At 59.6% G+C, this 19592-nt stretch carries 17 protein-coding genes and 1 other RNA gene; 12 read left to right on the top strand and 6 right to left on the bottom strand.

The annotated features are described in order from the left end of the window. Window positions 1-75: 75 nt before the first annotated feature. Entirely contained in the window at window positions 76-3075 is a 3000-nt protein-coding gene (gene polA / locus L901_RS17080; protein WP_059758951.1) for a DNA polymerase I, read from the bottom strand. A 415-nt stretch (window positions 3076-3490) separates the two neighbouring features. On the opposite strand from polA, the gene L901_RS17075 reads away from it, so the two are divergent. Then, the gene (locus L901_RS17075) at window positions 3491-3925 is read left to right on the top strand and encodes a MarR family winged helix-turn-helix transcriptional regulator (protein WP_035259662.1); all 435 of its coding nucleotides are present in this window, start codon (window positions 3491-3493) and stop codon (window positions 3923-3925) included. A gap of 166 nt (window positions 3926-4091) precedes the next feature. Next, window positions 4092-5483 (top strand): dipeptidase, encoded by a 1392-nt coding sequence (locus tag L901_RS17070; protein WP_059758948.1) that lies wholly within the window; start codon window positions 4092-4094, stop codon window positions 5481-5483. A gap of 403 nt (window positions 5484-5886) precedes the next feature. On the opposite strand, the gene L901_RS17065 is transcribed toward L901_RS17070, so the two are convergent. After that, window positions 5887-6096, bottom strand: a complete 210-nt coding sequence (locus tag L901_RS17065) for a cold-shock protein (RefSeq protein ID WP_003492998.1) — start codon at window positions 6094-6096, stop codon at window positions 5887-5889. Between the two features lie 470 nt (window positions 6097-6566). Between L901_RS17065 and L901_RS17060 the strand changes: the two genes are divergently transcribed. The 3 genes from L901_RS17060 to L901_RS17050 all read left to right on the top strand — a co-directional run bounded on the left by L901_RS17060 (window position 6567) and on the right by L901_RS17050 (window position 10485). Continuing rightward, window positions 6567-7025: a YbaK/EbsC family protein gene (locus tag L901_RS17060; RefSeq protein WP_003524322.1), complete on the top strand. Its 459-nt coding sequence runs from the start codon at window positions 6567-6569 to the stop codon at window positions 7023-7025. A gap of 146 nt (window positions 7026-7171) precedes the next feature. Further along, window positions 7172-9466 (top strand): transglycosylase domain-containing protein, encoded by a 2295-nt coding sequence (locus L901_RS17055; protein ID WP_059758946.1) that lies wholly within the window; start codon window positions 7172-7174, stop codon window positions 9464-9466. A 290-nt stretch (window positions 9467-9756) separates the two neighbouring features. After that, window positions 9757-10485: a sugar transferase gene (locus L901_RS17050; protein WP_003524319.1), complete on the top strand. Its 729-nt coding sequence runs from the start codon at window positions 9757-9759 to the stop codon at window positions 10483-10485. Between the two features lie 94 nt (window positions 10486-10579). Here L901_RS17050 and L901_RS17045 read toward each other — a convergent pair whose 3' ends face one another. After that, window positions 10580-11155 carry a cytochrome c family protein gene (locus L901_RS17045; protein ID WP_059758943.1) on the bottom strand — a complete coding sequence of 192 codons (576 nt, stop codon included), beginning with the start codon at window positions 11153-11155 and terminating at the stop codon, window positions 10580-10582. A 149-nt stretch (window positions 11156-11304) separates the two neighbouring features. Between L901_RS17045 and L901_RS17040 the strand changes: the two genes are divergently transcribed. Next, a complete protein-coding gene (locus L901_RS17040; RefSeq protein WP_059758939.1) occupies window positions 11305-12060 on the top strand; it encodes a 3-deoxy-manno-octulosonate cytidylyltransferase in 756 nt (251 codons plus the stop codon). An 11-nt stretch (window positions 12061-12071) separates the two neighbouring features. After that, window positions 12072-12935: a prephenate dehydratase gene (locus L901_RS17035; RefSeq protein WP_003524315.1), complete on the top strand. Its 864-nt coding sequence runs from the start codon at window positions 12072-12074 to the stop codon at window positions 12933-12935. Window positions 12936-12950: 15 nt separating this feature from the next. Here L901_RS17035 and nudC read toward each other — a convergent pair whose 3' ends face one another. After that, the gene (nudC, locus tag L901_RS17030) at window positions 12951-13913 is read right to left on the bottom strand and encodes an NAD(+) diphosphatase (RefSeq protein WP_082710685.1); all 963 of its coding nucleotides are present in this window, start codon (window positions 13911-13913) and stop codon (window positions 12951-12953) included. Further along, complete coding sequence (locus L901_RS17025) at window positions 13913-14341, bottom strand: HIT domain-containing protein (RefSeq protein ID WP_059758936.1); 429 nt, start codon at window positions 14339-14341, stop codon at window positions 13913-13915. The genes nudC and L901_RS17025 overlap by 1 nt, the downstream gene beginning before the upstream one ends. Window positions 14342-14406: 65 nt before the next feature. Here L901_RS17025 and ffs point away from each other — a divergent pair. The 3 genes from ffs to L901_RS17010 all read left to right on the top strand — a co-directional run bounded on the left by ffs (window position 14407) and on the right by L901_RS17010 (window position 16806). Further along, window positions 14407-14503, top strand: an RNA gene (gene ffs / locus L901_RS17020) — signal recognition particle sRNA small type. Between the two features lie 80 nt (window positions 14504-14583). Then, window positions 14584-16458 carry a DNA polymerase III subunit gamma/tau gene (locus L901_RS17015; protein ID WP_059758933.1) on the top strand — a complete coding sequence of 625 codons (1875 nt, stop codon included), beginning with the start codon at window positions 14584-14586 and terminating at the stop codon, window positions 16456-16458. A gap of 24 nt (window positions 16459-16482) precedes the next feature. After that, window positions 16483-16806 (top strand): YbaB/EbfC family nucleoid-associated protein, encoded by a 324-nt coding sequence (locus L901_RS17010; RefSeq protein WP_003507179.1) that lies wholly within the window; start codon window positions 16483-16485, stop codon window positions 16804-16806. 57 nt (window positions 16807-16863) lie between these two features. Here L901_RS17010 and L901_RS17005 read toward each other — a convergent pair whose 3' ends face one another. Further along, complete coding sequence (locus tag L901_RS17005; protein ID WP_059758930.1) at window positions 16864-17499, bottom strand: MOSC domain-containing protein; 636 nt, start codon at window positions 17497-17499, stop codon at window positions 16864-16866. 37 nt (window positions 17500-17536) lie between these two features. Between L901_RS17005 and recR the strand changes: the two genes are divergently transcribed. Continuing rightward, window positions 17537-18142: a recombination mediator RecR gene (recR, locus tag L901_RS17000; RefSeq protein WP_003524309.1), complete on the top strand. Its 606-nt coding sequence runs from the start codon at window positions 17537-17539 to the stop codon at window positions 18140-18142. Window positions 18143-18184: 42 nt separating this feature from the next. Beyond that, the gene (locus L901_RS16995) at window positions 18185-19450 is read left to right on the top strand and encodes a lytic murein transglycosylase (RefSeq protein ID WP_059758928.1); all 1266 of its coding nucleotides are present in this window, start codon (window positions 18185-18187) and stop codon (window positions 19448-19450) included. The last annotated feature ends 142 nt before the right edge of the window (window positions 19451-19592 follow it).

Here is a 19592-nt window from a genome sequence, read left to right as displayed (position 1 = left end):
GGGAAACTCCTTGTGAGACGTTTCCCCTAGTCCCCGCACGCGACAAAGCAATGACATCCGCCGGTCATTGACCGATCAATGCGCCTCATCCCAATTGTCAGCGGCGCGGGCATCCACCTTGAGCGGCACCTTCATGGAAATCGCGGGCATGGCCGCGTTTTCCATGACAGAGACGACGACCGGCAAGGTCTTTTCGATTTCCGCTTCCTCGACTTCGAAGATAAGTTCGTCATGCACCTGCAAAAGCATGCGGGCGGAAAGCTTTTCCGCCTCCAGCGCAGGCTCGATACGAACCATCGCCCGGCGGATGATATCGGCGGCCGAGCCCTGGATCGGCGCGTTGATGGCCGCGCGCTCGTTGAAGGCTTTTACCGAAGGGTTCGAAGAGCGGATTTCCGGATAATGGGCGCGGCGGCCGAAAATCGTTTCGACATAACCGTTTTCGCGGGCGAAGGTTTTGGTTGCCTCCATGTAATCGCGAATGCCGGGAAAGCGCTCGAAATATTTCTTGATATAGTCGCCGGCTTCGGAGCGGGCGATGCTGAGCTGGTTGGCGAGACCGAAGGCGGAAATGCCGTAGATGATACCGAAGTTGATGGCCTTGGCGCGGCGGCGCACTTCCGACGGCATGCCTTCCACCGGCACGCCGAACATTTCCGATGCCGTCATGGCATGAATGTCGATGCCGTTTTCAAAGGCGTTGCGGAGCTGCGGAATATCGGCGACATGGGCCAGCACGCGCAGCTCGATCTGGCTGTAATCGGCCGACAGAAGCTTGTGACTGGGCGTGGAGATGAAAGCCGTGCGGATCTTGCGGCCTTCGGCGGTGCGAACCGGGATGTTCTGAAGGTTCGGCTCCGAGGACGACAGGCGTCCCGTTGTGGTGGAGGCGAGCGCATAGGACGTATGCACCCGTTTCGTCTCGGGATGGATATATCCGGGCAGCGCATCCGTATAGGTCGATTTCAGCTTCGTCAGCTGCCGCCAGTCGACGATCTTGCGCGGCAGCTCGGCGCCTTCCGCCGCGAGATCTTCGAGAACCTGCGCCGATGTCGACCATTGCCCGGTCTTGGTTTTGGAGCCGCCCGGCAGACCCATTTTACCAAACAGAATATCGCCGAGCTGCTTTGGCGATCCGATGTTGAAGCGTTCGCCTGCCAACTCGTAGATTTCCTCTTCGAAGGACGCGGCCTTCTGGGCGAGTTCGCCGGAAAGACGCGAGAGAATCTGCCGGTCGACGGTGATGCCGCGCTCTTCCATATGCGCCAGAACCGGCACGAGGGGGCGCTCCAGCCGCTCATAAACCTTGGTCAGCCGTTCCGAGACAAGCCTCGGCTTCAGCGCCATCCAGAGCCGCAGGGTGACATCTGCATCTTCCGCAGCATAAGCGGTTGCCTTGTCGATATCGACAAAATCGAAGGTGACGCTCGACTTACCCGATCCCGCCACGTCCTTATAGGCGATCGGCGTGTGGCCGAGCCAGCGTTCGGAAAGCGAATCCATGCCATGCGTGGCCTTGCCGGCCTCAAGGACATAAGAAATCAGCATCGTGTCGTCGAAGCTCTGCATGACGACGCCGTGGCGTTTCATCAGCAGATAATCATATTTCAGGTTCTGCGCGACCTTCAGAACGGCTTCGTCCTCGAGCAGATCCTTCAGACGCTCCAGCGCCTCGGCAAAGGGCACCTGCCCTTCGGCCAGTTTGATGCCATCGCTGAAGAGATCGCCGCCGGAACCGGTCTTGTGCGTCAAGGGAACATAAGCGGCCCGGATATCGGTGCCCGTGGCATCCTTGCCGTTGTCGGCAATGGCCAGAGAAAAACCGACAAGTTCCGCCTGCATCGGGTCGAGCGAGGTCGTTTCCGTATCGAAGGCAACAACGCCTGTCTCGCGGGCCGCCGCGATCCAGCGGTCGAGCGTCGCAAGGTCCCTGATCGTCAGATAGGCGGTCGTATCGATCTTGGCGGCGGAAAAAAGCGCCTGTCGCGCTGTGGCGAGATCAGCGGGCGCGCTGCCCTCCCCCGTTACTTTCCTTGCCGGCGCGGCAGGCGAAGCCGAAGCGCCAGCGGCGTTAGTGGCCACTTCGCCAGCCTTCACGGCAGCGGCCGGCGCATCGAGATCGGGACCATGGGCATCGGCACCCCATTGTACCGGCACATTGGCAGGGTCGATAGCGGAAGCGTCGGTTTCGGTCGCCTCGGCGACCCGGCGTGTCAGCGTTGTGAATTCCATCGCCTTCAGGAAGGCGATCAGTTTCGGCCCGTTCTGCGGTTCGAGCACCAGCGCTTCGAGAGACTGATCCAGCGGCACATCGGTTCTGAGCGCCACGAGCTGTCTGGAAAGACGGGCAAGCTCAGCATTGGCGATGATATTTTCCCGGCGCTTCTGCTGCTTGATTTCGCCCGCCCGCGCCAGCAGCGTATCGAGATCGCCGTATTCGTCCAGCAATTGCGCCGCCGTCTTCGGGCCGATACCGGGAATGCCGGGCACATTGTCGGTGGAATCGCCGGTCATCGCCTGCAGGTCGATCATCTTTTCGGGGCCTACGCCCCACTTCTCGACAACGTCCGGAATGCCTATCTGCTTGTCCTTCATGGCGTCGTACATGTGTACATTGGCCGTGACGAGCTGCATCAGATCCTTGTCGGAGGAGATGATGGTGACATCGGCGCCGATCGCCTCGGCCTGCCGGGCATAGGTGGCGATGATATCGTCCGCCTCGAAGCCTTCCGTCTCGATGCAGGGAAGGTTGAAGGCGCGCGTCGCCTCACGGATCAGGCCGAATTGCGGCACCAGATCTTCCGGCGGCGCGGTGCGGTTGGCCTTGTAGAGATCATAAAGTTCGTTGCGGAAGGTCTTCGATGAATAGTCGAAAATCACCGCAAAATGGGTAGGCGTCACGCCGACATCGGTATTGCGCGCATCCTTCAGAAGCTTCCACAACATGTTGCAGAAGCCGGAGACGGCGTTGACCGGCAGCCCGTCCGACTTGCGGTTCAGCGGCGGGATTGCATGGAAGGCCCGGAAAATGAAACCGGAACCGTCAACGAGGAAGAGATGATCGCCTTTTTTCATGGGTAGCATGGATAGCGCGGGGCCGTTTTGACGTCTACCGAAACTTCGCACAACACACCGTAAAGAGCGGGCAGTGAGGCGGTAGCACAGGCCTGCAAAATTCACCTGAACGTTACCGATTTGTAATCCGCCCTTCCCTTGAAAAGCCGCATTTGCAGACACATTTCATAAGGGACGGCGCCTGATCACGCCGTAGTCTGATAGCTGGCTCGTCCCCCGCCGCGTCAGACCGGACAAAGGCCTTTCCCCCTCTCCGGGCCTTTGTCCTCCAATATGACCGCCATGGCCGACCCCTCCCGGCCATGGCGGTTTTATTTTATGCGCCGTTTCGGACTGGCTTAAACATATCATGCGATATATATCGCGCTATCGAATTGCCGGGCTGAGCCGGCCGTGATGCTTTATGGGCGGAAAAATGGGTTTTTCCCGGGACGAATCGGCAATCTATCTCGCTTCGAAAATGGCGCGGGAATTCACCATGGCGCTGCAGAAAAGAGCCGCCGCCCTGGGTTTCTCGCCCGGACAATTCCCCATCCTCATCGAACTCTGGCATGAGGACGGCCTGACCCAGCGGCAATTGCTCGATAGAATCGATGTCGAACAGGCGACGCTCGCCAATACGCTCTCGCGCATGGAACGCGACGGGCTGATCGTCCGCAAATCCCATCCAAGCGACCGCCGTGCCCAGATCATCGAACTGACCCAGCGCGGCAGGGATCTGGAAGCCAACGCCATTGCCGCCTCCGAAGCCACCGAAGACGCGCTGCTCAAGGATTTCCGGCGTTTCGAGAGGCAGCTTCTGCTGGAATATATGCGCCGGGCGATCGAAAGCGCCAAAAAAGCGAAATAGCATTTACAGCCCGAAACCGCTTCGCACTTTCCCTGAACTGCTCTATCGTTCCGGCGGCCGCACGTTTGCCGATTCACGACGCGCCGGCCCCCTTGTTTCCCGCGATGCGCGATGCCCGGATGTTTCGTCTTATCGCCGGGTCACGACAGACATGACAGGATCAGCGATGACAGACGTTTCCCCCATTCTTTCCACCGCCGACGATAATCTCACCTCCAGCCTTGAGCGACTGTTCGAGCTCGTACGCATTCCGTCGATTTCGACGGACCCCGCTTACAAGGCGGAATGCCGCAAGGCGGCGGAGTGGCTGGTCAGAACGCTTTCGGCGCTCGGCTTTACGGCCTCCGTGCGCGATACCGCCGGCCACCCCATGGTCGTGGCGCATCACGATGCAGCCACCAAGGACGCGCCGCATGTGCTTTTCTACGGCCATTATGACGTCCAGCCGGTCGATCCGCTCGAGCTGTGGGAAAACGATCCGTTCGAACCCGCCGTCAAGGATATCGGTGCCGGCCGTCAGGTGATCACGGGACGCGGTACGGCGGACGACAAGGGCCAGCTAATGACCTTCGTGGAAGCCTGCCGGGCGTACAAGGCTGTCAATGGCGGCCTGCCGGTGCGCGTCACCATTCTTTTTGAAGGCGAAGAGGAATCCGGCTCGCCGTCGCTGAAGCCTTTCCTCGAAGCTAATGCGGAAGAACTGAAGGCCGATTATGCGCTGGTCTGCGATACCGGCATGTGGGACCGGGATACACCCGCCATTGCCGCAGCCCTTCGCGGCCTGGTCGGCGAGGAAGTCGTCATCACCGCGGCCGACCGCGATCTGCATTCCGGTCTGTTCGGTGGGGCGGCGGCAAACCCCATCCACATCCTCACCGACATTCTCGCCGGCCTGCATGACGAGACCGGCCGGGTAACGCTTTCAGGCTTTTATGACGGCGTGGAAGAAACCCCAGCCAACATCAAGGCCTCCTGGGAGACGCTGGGCCGCACGGCTGAAGCCTTCCTCGGCGAAGTCGGCCTTTCAGTTCCCTCGGGTGAAAAGGGTCGCTCCGTGCTGGAGCAGACCTGGGCGCGGCCGACGGCGGAAGTCAACGGCATTATCGGCGGCTATACCGGCGATGGTTTTAAGACCGTGATCGCCGCCAAGGCCTCTGCCAAGGTATCTTTCCGCCTTGTCGGCGAGCAGGATCCTGCGGCCATTCGTGAAAGCTTCCGGGCCTATGTGCGCTCGAAGATTCCCGCCGATTGCTCCGTGGAGTTCCACGAACATGGCGGTTCACCCGCCATCCAGCTGTCCTACGATTCACCCGTGCTGACCAAAGCCAAAAATGCGCTTTCGGAGGAGTGGCCGAAACCAGCCGTCGTCATCGGCATGGGTGGCTCGATCCCTATCGTCGGCGATTTCCAGAAGATGCTGGGAATGGATTCGCTGCTTGTCGGCTTCGGACTTACCGATGACCGTATTCATTCGCCGAATGAAAAATACGACCTGCAGTCCTTCCACAAGGGCATCCGCTCCTGGGTCCGTATTCTCGACGCGCTCGCTGCGAAATAATCCTGAAAAAAGAGGAGGCGCTGAATATTCAGCACCTCCTCGGCACATAAAACAAAAAGGCCGGGCAAGCCCGACCTTTCCATCCGTTTTCCGTCAATGCCAGTACATCCGTGGTCAAAGCGTTTAAACGGTCTGATGCTCCAGAGCGCGTCAAGGATATCGACGCTGCTTTCCGGCTCAGGATCGGCTGCTTTGGTTAATCTTTGGTTAACACAACAGCAGCGGCACTTTTAAAAAGCGCCATTCCCGGCAGTTCCGGTCCGGAGCACTGTTGAACCCTATATTGGTATGTGACCTGGCTTTTTCAAGGGCAACCGGTCCAGCCCCTTCCTGCAAAAGAAAAAGGCCGGAAAAATCCGGCCTTTCCATTCATGCGAATGACCCTTTCGGGCCAAAGCGCTTATCAGGCAGCAACGAGGTTGCCTGCGGACATCTTGCCCGAGCGACGATCCTGCATCAGCTCGTAGGAGAGCTTCTGGCCGTCGTTGAGGGCGGTCAGACCAGCGCGCTCAACAGCAGAGATGTGAACGAATACGTCCTGCGAACCGTCGTCAGGCTGAATGAAGCCGTAGCCCTTGGTTGCGTTGAACCACTTTACTGTACCAGTCGCCATAACGATTTCCTTCCGTTGGCAATTGTATTTGCACTGCGAGCAGTGCGGACTTGGGTCGAATTTGAAGGAAAAGATCGTCGTGAGCGCCTAAAAAGACGCCGAAGCTCTGGTCGTCAAACAAATATCGATGGCGAAGTACCTAGGTTGGAAGGGGCTGAAAGTCAAGTTTCTTTGAACACGACCATCTGGTCAGGGTTCAGCAGGGAGCCAGACGACAGGAACGCCAAAAAGCAAAAACCCGGCGCGGGAGGAGGTGCGCCGGGTTCTTGAAACTGACTGACAATTGGGAGGAGGAGTATTGTCAGTCCAATCGGGCGACGCTGGGAGGAGGAGTGCGTCGCTTCGATGATTTGAAGATACAGGATCGCCGCTTAAAAAACAGACGTTTCATCGCAGCGCAGCATTGCACATAATGCATAGCTGTTTCGAGGTGACTTGAAGCTTCTCCGCGTAACGCCTAATAAATACGCATGTCTATTGAATCCGTCAGAGCCTTTTTCACCGAAAAGTCGCCCGAGGTTGCCGTGATCGAAACGGAAACGAGTTCAGCGACGGTTGCGCTGGCCGCTGAAGCGCATGGTGTCGACCCCGACCAGATTGCGAAAACCATTTGCCTGAAGGCGGGTGAAACCATTCTTCTCGTCGTCGCTGCCGGCACAAAGCGGCTCGACAACCGCAAATTCCGCGATCATTTCGGCGCAAAGCCGCGCATGCTCGGACCGGAAGAGGTGGTTGCGGTGACCAGCCACCCCATCGGCGGCGTGTGCCCTTTCGGCCTGCCCTCCCCGCTTCCGGTATTTTGCGACGTCTCGCTGAAAAACTATCATGAGGTGGTTCCCGCGGCCGGCGCCACCAATGCGGCGGTGAAGATTTCGCCGGAGGTGATGGCCGAGCTGACGGATGCGGAATGGGTCGACGTCTGCCAATGACGCCGATTTGATCCGGCCAGGACTTAACCCCGCCTTAAATTGCCGCATTTAAACTCTTCATCCTGGATTAAGGATCGTGCAGGCATAGAAGCCTGAAACCCAAACGGGATGCGCGCGGTTTCGCGAATAGGAGCGACTTCGGCTGGATGGCAGGCAAGGGTAAATCACGCGAACGGGTAGAACCCTCCTTCGGGGATTTCCACGAATCCGGTGATGACCTGCGCCTCGACGCCAGCGAACGCATCAGCGGAACCACAAAGCAGCAAGCCGGGAAACCGAAGCCGACATCCGGCCGCACCAAATCCAGGAAAAAAGAAAAGCGCACCCGCGGCTCCGGCCGCGGCGCGACGGGCTTCATTCGCTCTCTCGTCTATTGGTGCATCGTACTCGGCATCTGGGGCGGCATCGGTGTTGCCGGTCTTGTTCTCTATTACGGCGCACGCATGCCGAGCGCCAGCAGCTGGTCCATTCCCGAACGCCCGCCGAATGTGAAGATCGTTTCGGTGAATGGCAGCGTGCTCGCCAATCGCGGCACCACCGGCGGCGAGGCGCTCGCGCTGGAAGATATGTCGCCCTATATTCCGCAGGCCGTCATGGCGATTGAGGACCGGCGGTTTTATTCGCATTTCGGGGTCGATCCGCTCGGTCTCGGACGCGCCATCGTCACGAATGTGCTGACGGGACGAACCGTGCAGGGCGGCTCGACGCTGACGCAGCAGCTCGCGAAAAACCTGTTCCTCTCGCCGGATCGCACGCTGGAACGCAAGGTTCAGGAAGTGCTGTTGTCCTTCTGGCTGGAGCATGAGTTCACCAAGGACCAGATTCTCGCGATGTATCTCAATCGCGTCTATTTCGGCTCCAATGCCTATGGTGTCGAGGCGGCCTCGCGGCGCTACTTCAACAAATCCGCGCGCGACGTCAATCTGGGCGAGGCGGCTATGCTGGCCGGACTTCTTAAAGCGCCCTCACGCCTTTCGCCGGCGCGCGATCCGCAGGCGGCGGAAGAACGGGCGCAGGTCGTGCTGCAATCCATGCGCGATGTCGGCTTCATCACCGACGATGAAATCAAGACCGCGATGTCGCAGCCGCCGACCAAGGCGAAACGGTTCTGGTCTGGCGCCGAACATTACGCCGCCGATATGGTGCTGGAGGAAGTGCGCAACCTCGTTGGCGAGGTCAAGCAGGACATCGTCGTCGATACGACCATCGACCCCAATCTCGAGCGCGACGCCGAAAAGGCGCTGACCCACGTGCTGCAGGGTGACGGCAAGAAGCAGGGCGCTTCGCAGGCGGCGCTGGTTTCCATCGATGGCACGGGCGCGATCCGGGCCGTGGTGGGCGGGGCGGATTATGCCGAAAGCCAGTTCAACCGCGCCGCCAAGGCAAAACGGCAACCCGGCTCCGCATTCAAGCCCTTCGTTTACGTCGCCGCACTCGAATCCGGGCTCACTCCCTATACCGTTCGTAACGACGCGCCTGTTCGTATCGGCAACTGGACCCCGGAAAATTACGAGAAGAAATATCGAGGCGAAGTGACGCTCGCCACCGCGCTCGCCAATTCGCTGAACACGATTGCCGCGCAGCTGGTGATGGAAGTGGGTCCGGATCGTGTGACCCAGGTGGCGCATCGCATGGGTATCGAATCCGAGCTGCAGAACAATGCCTCCATCGCGCTCGGCACCTCGGAAGTGTCGCTGATGGAGCTCACGGCCTCCTACGCCCCCTTCATGAATGGCGGCTACAAGGCGACGCCGCATATCGTCAAACGCATCACCGATGCGGATGGGAAGGTGCTTTACGAAAACAAATACGACAACCCGCCGCGCGTCCTGAGCGAAGAGATCGCCGCGACCATGAACAGCATGCTGTCGCGCGTCATTACCGAAGGCACCGGCAAGGCGGCACGGCTACAGGGCTGGCAGGCGGCAGGAAAATCCGGCACGACGCAATCGTTCCGCGACGCCCTTTTTGTCGGCTACACAAGCAACCTGACCACCGGCGTGTGGTTCGGTAATGACGACGGCACATCGATGAAGAAGGTCACCGGCGGCGGGCTTCCCGCAAAGGCCTGGAAAGATTTCATGACCGCCGCCCATTCGGGGCTTTCGCCCTCGCCACTCTTCGGGCTTGGCGCAGGCGGCGTGCCGCCGCTTGGGGAAATGCAGCAGCCGGCGCCGGAAAGCGCCCCCTCCTCCATCGGCGATATCATTTCCAATGCACTCGGCGGCGGAACGGTGGATACGCGCGCCTATCCCGAAGCCCCGGTTGCGCCGAATCCGAATCAGCCCGGTGCACCGATGCCGCCGGCAAATATCCCTTCCCGCGATATCGAACCCGGCTATTCAGCCGGCAACGGGCCCGTACCACCCGCCGATATCGGCGGTCAGGCGCCATCCGGACCGAAGCAGACGACCCTGCTCGATATTCTGATGGGAAACTGACGGCTTAGAGTGGTCGAAAGGCGCTGCTCTCAGGGCCGTTGACGATTTCGCCAGTGCTGCATGAAAATTCCCGATTTTGCAGGTTTTGGTTCCATGGGACAGGCCGTCTCCGCAGCCACGAGCGGAGAGGATGCCGACCCTGCAACATCCGCGTGCAGTCGCATTAACCGTAGATTGCCATTTGCGGCGGGGCGGTTACATTTCGGATGACTTTTTACGGTAAATGAATTATTAATCGTTCATATAAATTAATTTTCTTCTATCAAAATAACTTTTCAGGGCTTTATATTATGCTGGGTACTAAAGGCTCATCGCATGCCGTTTTTTACGGTGCCTCCTATTCCGCAGCCACCACTTTCGAATCGCCGGAAACGCAACCTTCCTCTTCGGAAAAAACCGTCTCCGCATTCCTGCGCGGCCAGTTCGCGCTCAAAAGAACGATTGACATCGCAGGGGCGTCCATCGCCCTTGTCGCACTCGCGCCGGTGCTGCTCACCGTGGCAGTGATGGTCAAACTCGACAGCAAGGGACCGGTCCTGTTTTCGCAGGTCCGCTGGGGCATGAACGGGCGGAAAATCCGTGTCTATAAGTTCCGCTCCATGAGGACCGATCTTTGCGACGCCACCGGTGTGGCGCAAACGGTGAAGAACGACCCCAGAATAACCCGGATCGGCGCGGTTCTTCGCCGCACGAATATCGACGAACTACCGCAGCTTCTGAATGTGCTGAAAGGCGATATGTCGCTGGTCGGGCCCCGCTGCCATGCCATCGGCATGCTGGCGGCCGGCCGTCTTTATGAGGAGCTGGTGCCGCACTACCATATGCGGCACCGGGTGCGGCCGGGCATTACCGGCCTTGCCCAGATGCGGGGATTGCGCGGCCCGACGGATCGCAGCGACAAGGCGCGCGCCCGAATCGTCTCCGATCTTTATTACGTCGACAATTTTTCCCTCTGGCTGGATATCAAGATCATGGTCGGAACGGTGATTTCCGAATTGCGCGGCGGCAAGGGGTTCTGATTTTTCAGGCGCCATTGCCGCAGCCGCAATCCGCCGCTGCAAAAATAAAAAGCCCGGCCGATGCCGGGCTTTTTTCATGAGATCATCATGACAATCAGTTTGTCGGCGCGGGAGCCGCAGCCGGATCCGGAAGCGGTGCCGGGTTTGCCGACAGCGTCCGCAGATAAGCGATGAGATCGGCGCGTTCCGTCTCCTTCTTCACGCCCGCAAAGCCCATGGCCGTGCCGGGAACGTGTTTCTTGGGAGCTTCGAGGAAGAAGCTGAGATGATCGTAATCCCAATGCACGGAACCGCCCTTGGAGAAATCCTTCATCCCTGCGGAGTAGCTGAAACCTTCATGGCTGGCGATCGGCCGGTTGACGATATCGAAGAGATTGGGGCCGACCTTGTTTGCACCACCACTCTCTCCGGTATGACAGCTCGTACACTTCTTGAAGACCGTCTCGCCCTTGGCGGCATCGGCGCTGGCAAGCAATTGCGCGATCGGCGTCGCCGCGGCAGCGGCTTCTCCGCCGGCTGCTTCCCCGCCACCCTCTGCCGCAGCGATGGCATAACCTTCCTTTTCGGGCGCAGGCGCATGGAAAATGCCCTCAGACGCAATCGACACCGACATCAGGACGAAAACCGTGCCAAGCAACGCCCCAACGCCCATATTTACATAAGAATTCATCTATATGCGCTCCCTCGCATCCGCTTGATATAACGGGCATCTTGAAATTGCTCGAAAGCTATGGCTTTTGCACAGCCTGCGCAACTTGAATAATGCTCCCCACACCGTGACGTTTTGACACTTTTCGGGCGGGATTTGAAGGGTGTCGGATGAAGAATCGGGATTTCGAGAAAGCTGTCGTCCTCATACCGGCGCGGATGGCATCCACACGCCTGCCGGGCAAGCCGCTCGCCGACATCGGCGGCAAGCCGATGATCGTGCAGGTGGCGCTGCGCGCACGCGAGGCCGGCGCAGAGCGAATCGTTGTAGCCGTCGATGACGAACAGGTGTTTTCGGCCGTCAAAAATGCCGGTTTCGACGTGATGATGACGCGCGACGACCACCAATCCGGCTCGGATCGCATTTTCGAAGCGCTGCAAAAGGCCGACCCCTATGGCAAGGCGGAATATGTCATCAATGTCCAGGGCGATCTTCCGACCATCGAAGCGGAGACGATCCGCGCTTCGCTGCGGCCGCTGGAAAATGCCGCCGTCGATATTGCGACACTGACGGTCGAAATCACCGACGAGGAAGAAAAAACCAATCCGAACGTGGTGAAAGTGGTGGGCAGTCCGCTTTCCGAGTCGCGATTGCGCGCGCTTTATTTTACCCGCACCACCGCCCCTTATGGCGATGGACCGCTTTATCACCACATCGGGCTTTATACCTATCGCCGCGCCGCGCTGGAGACATTCGTGAGCCTGCCGCCCTCGCCGCTGGAAAAACGCGAGCGGCTGGAACAGCTGCGCGCGCTGGAAGCCGGCATGCGCATCGACGCCGAAATCGTCAGTTCCGTGCCGCTCGGCGTCGACACGCCGCACGATCTGGAAAAAGCCCGCAAAATTCTCGCAAGCAGAACCCTCTAACGGACAGTCCCATGACCTTGAGCACAAATCGCATTGCCTTCCAGGGCGAATTCGGCGCGAATTCCGATATGGCCTGCCGCGACATGTTCCCGGACATGGAGCCTTTGCCGTGCCCGACATTCGAGGATGCCTTCAACGCCATTGAAAATGGCGAAGCCGATCTCGGCATGATCCCGATTGAAAACACGCTGGCCGGCCGCGTTGCGGATATTCATCACCTGTTGCCGGAATCGCGCCTGCACATCATCGGCGAATATTTCATGCCGATCCGCTTCCAGTTGATGGTGATGCCGGGCGTGAAGAAGGATGAAATCCGCACCGTCCACAGCCACATTCACGCGCTTGGCCAGTGCCGGAAAATCATCCGCTCGAACGGCTGGAAGCCCGTCATCGCCGGCGATACGGCAGGCTCCGCAAGGCTCGTTTCAGAAAAGGGCGACCGCAGCATGGCGGCTCTCGCGCCGCGCCTTGCCGCCAATCTGTACGGCCTCGATATTCTCGCTGAAAACGTCGAGGATTCGGAAAACAACGTCACGCGTTTCGTTGTGCTTTCCCGCGATGAAAATTGGGCCAAACGTCAGTCGAGCGACGAAATCGTCGTCACCACCTTTGTCTTCAACGTCCGCAATATTCCGGCCGCGCTCTACAAGGCCATGGGCGGCTTCGCGACCAATGGCATCAACATGACGAAGCTCGAAAGCTACCAGCTCGGCGGCAAATTCGTGGCGACGCAGTTTTATGCCGATATTGAAGGCCATCCCGATGACGAGCCGGTGCGGCATGCGCTGGACGAGTTGCGCTTCTTCTCCGAAAAAGTTCGCATTCTCGGCGTCTACAAGGGCCATGCGATGCGTGGCAAGCTCAACCAGGGTTGAGCCTGCCGAACGCGATTATTTCGTCCATTCCACCCAATCGCGCATCAGCCGATGCGCGATGGCGCCGCCGGGAGGCGCGGAAAAGCCCTCGCCCGTTGCCGTTTCCAGCATCTTGGCGACTTCCGCCCGCGTGAACCAGCGGCAATCCTCCAGTTCGATCTCATCGCGGGCAATATCGAAAGACAGTGCCTCGGCATAACAGCCGATCATCAGCGTATGCGGCATCGGCCAGGGCTGCGACGCGTGATAGCGCACGCGACCGACTTCAACACCGGATTCCTCATGCGTTTCGCGGCGGACGGCCTGCTCGATGGTTTCGCCCGGCTCCACAAAACCGGCTAGGCACGAATACATGCCCGGTGCAAAATGCGCACCGCGGCCAAGCAGGCAAAGATCACGCTCGATATCGATCGTCATCATGATGACAACGGGATCTGTCCGGGGAAAAATCGTGTGATTGCAGGCGGCGCAGATGCGCTTGTAGCCGCCGATGCGCAGCTCCATAGTGCCGCCGCACTTACCGCAAAACCGATTTTCGGCGTTCCAGTGGGTAAGGCTGACGGCCTGGGCAACCTCGCTCAGCAATTCCTCATCGAGAAGATGGTCGCGATAAAGAGTGCGGGCGTCGGCGAGCTTGTAGTGGCTCGCGAGCTGATCCTCGGCAACGGCGACCGGCACCGCAATTCTCGGCTCGCCGGTTTCGCGATATCCGAGCAGCACGGCATTGTCGAAATCCGGCTGCAGTTCGGCCAGCTCATAGGCGGAAAACAGGGGGTCGATGACCTGTTCGTCATGCTTCAGGACAAGCCGGTTGCCCGAGAAAGCGAAAATATGGGTGCCATCGATCTTCAGCGCATCGGCGACGCACTCTTCCGACCGCTTTTCGGCGAAACGGTCGAGGGCGTTCTTGGAAAAGGCTGTCAGCAGGCTTGCTTCGGGATGGGGGGCAGTGGTTTCAAAAATTTTCATGGAAATCATCAGAGCGCGCCGGAGATTTTTTTCATCAAAGTTTCCTTTTCGCCCACGGCATAGGGCACAGGCGTTCCGTGGCCCCAGATGGGACCCGGCCAGCAGGTGTCGCCTTCATTGCGGGCGATAATGTGGACATGAAGCTGCCGGACGATATTGCCCAAAGCACCGACATTAATCTTGGTGGCTCCGGTGATTTCTTTCAAGGCAGACGCGACGAGATTGGTCTCGAATGTCAGCACGGCCTGATCAAGCGGGGTGAGATCGAATAGTTCACTGACGCCGTCTCGCTGCGGCACCAGCACCAGCCAGGGCCAGCGGTTGTCGTTTTGCAAACGCAGTTCACATAGTCCCAAACGCGTCACAAGCACGCTGTCGCGCGCCAGTCTGTCGTCCAGCCGGAATGTCTCCAAGGTGTCCTCCATGTTTGTTTTCATTGTGATAGCAGTTTTTTGAAGGCTTGGCTTGCATTTGCTTTCGATATTGCCGATATGTGGCCCCGGGAGGTTGGTGGTGGACGAGCCACTCGCCAACCGGGTCAGGTCCGGAAGGAAGCAGCCCTAACGAGCCCGGCACGGGTCGCCGTGCCAGCCTCCCACCCTTTTTTAAAAGACGTGCTCAGCTTTCGCCGGGCCAGTTCAGCGCCCCAAGACAACTGGCAAAACAAACTGGCGAGGCAATGAGCGACACCGTACCCACCACATCAAGCGAATCCCAGGTCGGGACCGGCTACCGGGTACTGGCGCGCAAATATCGCCCCAAGGATTTTTCCGATCTGATGGTCGGCCAGGAGCCGATGGTCCGCACGCTGACCAACGCGTTTGAGACCGGGCGTATCGCGCAGGCCTATATGCTGACCGGCGTTCGCGGTGTGGGAAAGACGACCACAGCCCGCATTCTCGCCCGCGCGCTGAATTACAAGACCGACACCATCGACAAGCCGACCATCGATCTGCGCATTCCCGGCGAACATTGCCAGGCGATCATGGAAGGCCGGCATGTCGACGTGATCGAGATGGACGCCGCCTCCCATACCGGTATCGACGATATTCGCGAGATCATCGAACAGGTGCGTTATCGCCCGGTTTCGGCACGCTACAAGGTCTATATCATAGACGAAGTGCACATGCTGTCGACGCAGGCCTTCAACGGTCTTCTGAAGACGTTGGAAGAGCCGCCGGAGCATGTGAAATTCATCTTCGCGACCACCGAAATCCGCAAGGTTCCGATCACCGTTCTGTCGCGGTGCCAGCGCTTTGACCTGCGTCGCATCAGCGCCGCCGATCTGGTCGGCCTGTTCACCGCCATTGCCGGCAAGGAAGGTTTCGAAGCCGATCCGCAGGCCCTTTCGATGATCGCCCGCGCGGCCGAAGGTTCCGCGCGCGATGGCCTTTCCCTGCTCGATCAGGCGATTGCTCATGGCGGCGGGCGCGTGGAGGCCGAAGCGGTGCGCGGCATGCTCGGCCTTGCCGACCGTGCACGTATCGTCGATCTTTTCCAGCATGTCGTCAAAGGCGATGTCGCCGCCGCCCTTTCAGAATTCAACGGGCAATATGAGGCGGGTGCAAACCCCGTTGTCGTATTGAACGATCTTGCCGATTTCACCCATCTCGTCACCCGCATGAAATATGTGCCTGACGCGGCGGAAGACCCCTCGCTTTCCGAGATCGAGCGCGTGCGGGGCGCGGAATTTGCCGAGACGATTGCGGTAACCGCGCTTTCGCGCATCTGGCAGATGCTGCTGAAGGGCATTCCGGAAACGGAAAACGCCTCGCGCCCGGCGGGTGCGGCCGAAATGGTGCTGATCCGGCTTTCGCACGCCGCCAATCTGCCCGCACCTGAAGATGCCGCGCGGCGCTTGCTGGAGCTTTCGAACGGTGAAGGCGGTTACGCCAATGGCGGACCTTCGGGTGGAGGCAGTGGCGGCGGTGCCCGCGCCTATTCGTCGGGACAGGCCGTGGCCGCGGGAAGACCAGTCGATCTTCCCGCCCAGCGCCAGACAACGCCGCAGACCTCCGCCGTGCTGCGCGCCGTTCCAGACAGCCGCCCGCAGGAGATGCAGGTCGCGGCAGCGAAAACCGAAGAGCGGCCGGAGCCGAAGGTTCCCGTTAATTCGGTGCAGGATATTGCCGATCTCTGCCAGAAGAACCGCGATCCCGTCATGCGGGCGAAGGTGCGCAACTTTGTGCGGTTGGTGCGGCTGGAGCCCGGCCGGCTTGATATGCGCCTCGGCGAAGGCGCGCCCGGCTCTCTGCCGGGTGAGCTTGGCGTCAAGCTCAAGGAATGGACCGGTATCCACTGGATCGTCAGCCTCAGCAAGGAACAGGGCGAGCCGACCCTTGTTGAAGCGGAAGGCAACGCCCGGGATGCCCGTCTTGTCGATGCGCGTCAGGATCCTGACGTTGCCGCCATTCTGGCGCAGTTTCCCGGCGCAAAAATCACCGACGTGCGCATCCGCGCCGCCGCACAGGATGAGGCGGAAGAAATCGCACCGCCATCGGTTGCCGAATCGAGCGAAGGCGACATCCTCCCCGGCGACGACATCGAGTTTTAAACAAAAAGAACAGGAGATTGGCACATGCGTGACATCATGGGCATGATGGGCAAGGTCAAGGAAATGCAGTCCAAGATGGAGAAGGTACAGGAAGAAATCGCTGCCCTTGAAGTCGAAGGCAGGGCTGGCGGCGGTCTCGTGACCGTCATTCTCAACGGCAAGGGCGAAATGCGCGGCCTGAAAATCGATCCTTCGCTGTTCAAGGAAGACGAGGTGGAAATCCTCGAAGACCTGATCGTGGCTGCCCACAAGGACGCCAAGGAAAAGGGCGAAGCGCAGGCGCAGGAAAAGATGGCGGGCCTGACCGCAGGCCTGCCGCTGCCGCCCGGCATGAAGTTCCCGTTCTGATATAATCCGACCGAAGAGGATGGCGTGGCACACGCCGTCCTCGCGTCAAGAGAGGGTCTAGGCGTCCAGCATCGCGCGAAACCGGCTTGCAAGCGGCGTTTCGAGATAGGCCCTGCGTTCGGCCATGTCGAGCTGCATGGGGCGGAAGCGCAGCAGAATAGTCGGTATGGCCAGTTTCGTTCCCTGATAGGGTTCGAAGGCGATGTTTTCTCCGGAGGCGAGCATTCCGCCTTTCAGCACCCGGCAATAAAAACCCGGCTGGCCCGCCTGCCGGAAGCGCGGTGCGAAGTCCGGATCGCCGATGCGGGCTGACAGGGTGGCGCAGGGAATGCGGGCGGCGGTTACCTCCAGCACGACTTCGCTGGCCGAGAACCTGTCGCCAACATGGAGTTTTGCGCTGTCGACCCCCTCCAGCACGAGGTTTTCGCCGAAAAATCCGGGTTCGACCACAAACCCCAGAGAGCGGGACCAGAAGTCGAGATCGACGGACCCCATGACGTAAATCGCCTGATCCGGCCCGCCGTGATGTTTGCGATTGCAGACAGCGTCGCTGACGATACCTTCGGCATCCACCATGACCGGGCCCTGCACGGCATGTTTGAAGATTCCCGTCTTCGCCGTCTTTCCCGGCAGGCTTTTTGCCTCGCCCCGGCATACCGCCCTGATTTTCATGGACTGCCCTTTGCGCTTCATGATTCCCGTTTCCCGATTTATGCAGTAGAAAGCGCTCATGGCAAAACGAGTCACCGGTCCCGAAATTGAAAAACTGATCCAGCTTCTGGCAAAAGTGCCGGGGCTTGGCCCTCGCTCGGCGCGGCGGGCGGCGTTGCATCTCATCAAGAAGAAGGAACAGCTTCTCGGGCCGCTGGGCCACGCCATGGGCGAGGCCTATGACAAGGTGAAGATCTGCTCCTGCTGCGGCAATGTCGATACGATCGATCCCTGCACCGTCTGCACTGACGACCGGCGCGACCAGTCGGTCATCATCGTGGTGGAGGACGTGTCGGATCTCTGGGCTCTGGAGCGGACGGGTGCGATGAACACCGCCTATCACGTGCTGGGTGGCACGCTTTCGCCGCTCGACGGCGTCGGGCCGGAGGATTTGAATATCAAGGGCCTGATCGACCGTGTCAGCGCCGGCGGTATCCGCGAGCTTATCATCGCCGTCAATGCGACGGTGGAGGGGCAGGCAACCGCCCACTACATTACCGACCGCCTTTCCGGTCTGGACATCAAGATCACCCGGCTTGCGCATGGCGTGCCGGTGGGCGGTGAACTCGATTATCTCGACGAGGGTACATTGACGGCGGCGCTTCGGGCGCGCACGACGATCTGAAGTCGCCCTCCCTCCCTCCCCGTCATTCAAAGAGGAGACCGAATGCGAAACCATTCTGCCCCGAAGGCACTGGCTGCACTTCTTTCCGTTTTTTCAGCAACGACGGCCTTGGCGCAATCGGCACCGACAGGAGCAGCGGCAGCCCGATATGACGCTGAATTTAATACCTGGCTGAAAAAGGAAATCTGGCCGGAAGCCCGCAAGGCCGGCATTTCGCAAAAGACGCTTGAAGCTACGCTCAGCGGTCTCTCCATTAGCTGGAACCTGCCCGATCTTGTCATTCCCGGCCAGAAGCCCCCGAAGGAACAGAGCCAGAGTCAGGCGGAATTCTCCTCGCCGGGCGCCTATTTCTCCGAAAAGCGGCTGCAGGGATTGGCCGGCACCGGCCGCTCGCTTGCCGCCACGCATGCGGCGACGCTGCGCAGGATCGAAGCGAAGTACGGCGTTCCCGGTGATATCGTCGTTGCGATCTGGGGCCGCGAATCCGGTTTCGGCCGGGCAAAACTGCCGCATTCCGTGGTCGATGTTCTGGCCACGAAAGCCTATATGTCGACCCGCAAAGAGATGTTCCGCGCGGAGCTGATCGATGCGCTGAAGATCGTCGAAAGCGGCGATATCGCAGCCTCGCGCATGATGGGCTCCTGGGCCGGCGCGCTCGGCCAGCCGCAATTCATGCCGTCGAGCTATCTCAAATATGCCGTGGATTTCGATGGCGACGGCCATCGCGATATCTGGAATTCCGTACCGGATGCGCTGGCATCCATAGCGAACTATCTTTCCCAGCGCGGCTGGCAGCGAAATCGCGACTGGGGTTTCGAAGTGTCGATCCCGGCCAATGTCTCCTGCGCGCAGGAAGGCCCTGATCTTGCCCGGCCGGTGGCCGACTGGGCGAAAATGGGCATTACCCGCATTTCCGGAAAAGCTTTCCCGTCCAATGACCTATCCGCCGATGGCATGATGCTGGTGCCGGCCGGACGGCACGGGCCGGAATTCGTGGTGACGCCGAATTTCTACGTCATCAAGGAATACAATAATTCCGATCTCTACGCGCTGTTCATCGGCAATCTCGCCGACCGCATCGCCCATGGGGCGGGCCCGTTCAAGGGTGAATGGGGCAATGTCGGATCGATGCTGCGCTCGGATGTTCTCGCCATGCAGAAGGCACTGGTGGCCAAGGGTTACGATGTCGGCAAGGCGGACGGGTTGGCGGGCTTTAAGACGCGCCGCTCGCTCGGGGACTGGCAGGCGAAAAACGGGCTTTCACCGACGTGTTTTCCAGATGCGACGCTGAAGACGAAGCTGAAGTAGCGGTTGCTGGCAACGTGTGAAAACCTCTCCTCCGTCATGCTCGGGCCTGTCCCGAGCATCTGCAACCGATTGATTTAACGATAGGTGTTTGGATCCTCGGGACAGGCCCGAGGATGACGGGGAGTGTGTGGGAAGGGCATCG

Origin of the sequence: Agrobacterium sp. D14 (assembly GCF_001526505.1) — a bacterium.
Lineage (GTDB): Bacteria > Pseudomonadota > Alphaproteobacteria > Rhizobiales > Rhizobiaceae > Agrobacterium > Agrobacterium leguminum.
Note: the sequence above shows the minus strand (reverse complement) of the source record. Positions and strands in the feature narration are given on the sequence as shown.

Bases quoted from the DNA above. Each gene is read 5' to 3' on its own strand.
- polA (WP_059758951.1), bottom strand. From the start codon at position 3,075: ATGAAAAAAGGCGATCATCTCTTCCTCGTTGACGGTTCCGGTTTCATT.
- L901_RS17075 (WP_035259662.1), top strand. From the start codon at position 3,491: ATGGGTTTTTCCCGGGACGAATCGGCAATCTATCTCGCTTCGAAAATG.
- L901_RS17070 (WP_059758948.1), top strand. From the start codon at position 4,092: ATGACAGACGTTTCCCCCATTCTTTCCACCGCCGACGATAATCTCACC.
- L901_RS17065 (WP_003492998.1), bottom strand. From the start codon at position 6,096: ATGGCGACTGGTACAGTAAAGTGGTTCAACGCAACCAAGGGCTACGGC.
- L901_RS17060 (WP_003524322.1), top strand. From the start codon at position 6,567: ATGTCTATTGAATCCGTCAGAGCCTTTTTCACCGAAAAGTCGCCCGAG.
- L901_RS17055 (WP_059758946.1), top strand. From the start codon at position 7,172: ATGGCAGGCAAGGGTAAATCACGCGAACGGGTAGAACCCTCCTTCGGG.
- L901_RS17050 (WP_003524319.1), top strand. From the start codon at position 9,757: ATGCTGGGTACTAAAGGCTCATCGCATGCCGTTTTTTACGGTGCCTCC.
- L901_RS17045 (WP_059758943.1), bottom strand. From the start codon at position 11,155: ATGAATTCTTATGTAAATATGGGCGTTGGGGCGTTGCTTGGCACGGTT.
- L901_RS17040 (WP_059758939.1), top strand. From the start codon at position 11,305: ATGAAGAATCGGGATTTCGAGAAAGCTGTCGTCCTCATACCGGCGCGG.
- L901_RS17035 (WP_003524315.1), top strand. From the start codon at position 12,072: ATGACCTTGAGCACAAATCGCATTGCCTTCCAGGGCGAATTCGGCGCG.
- nudC (WP_082710685.1), bottom strand. From the start codon at position 13,913: ATGATTTCCATGAAAATTTTTGAAACCACTGCCCCCCATCCCGAAGCA.
- L901_RS17025 (WP_059758936.1), bottom strand. From the start codon at position 14,341: ATGAAAACAAACATGGAGGACACCTTGGAGACATTCCGGCTGGACGAC.
- L901_RS17015 (WP_059758933.1), top strand. From the start codon at position 14,584: ATGAGCGACACCGTACCCACCACATCAAGCGAATCCCAGGTCGGGACC.
- L901_RS17010 (WP_003507179.1), top strand. From the start codon at position 16,483: ATGCGTGACATCATGGGCATGATGGGCAAGGTCAAGGAAATGCAGTCC.
- L901_RS17005 (WP_059758930.1), bottom strand. From the start codon at position 17,499: ATGAAGCGCAAAGGGCAGTCCATGAAAATCAGGGCGGTATGCCGGGGC.
- recR (WP_003524309.1), top strand. From the start codon at position 17,537: ATGGCAAAACGAGTCACCGGTCCCGAAATTGAAAAACTGATCCAGCTT.
- L901_RS16995 (WP_059758928.1), top strand. From the start codon at position 18,185: ATGCGAAACCATTCTGCCCCGAAGGCACTGGCTGCACTTCTTTCCGTT.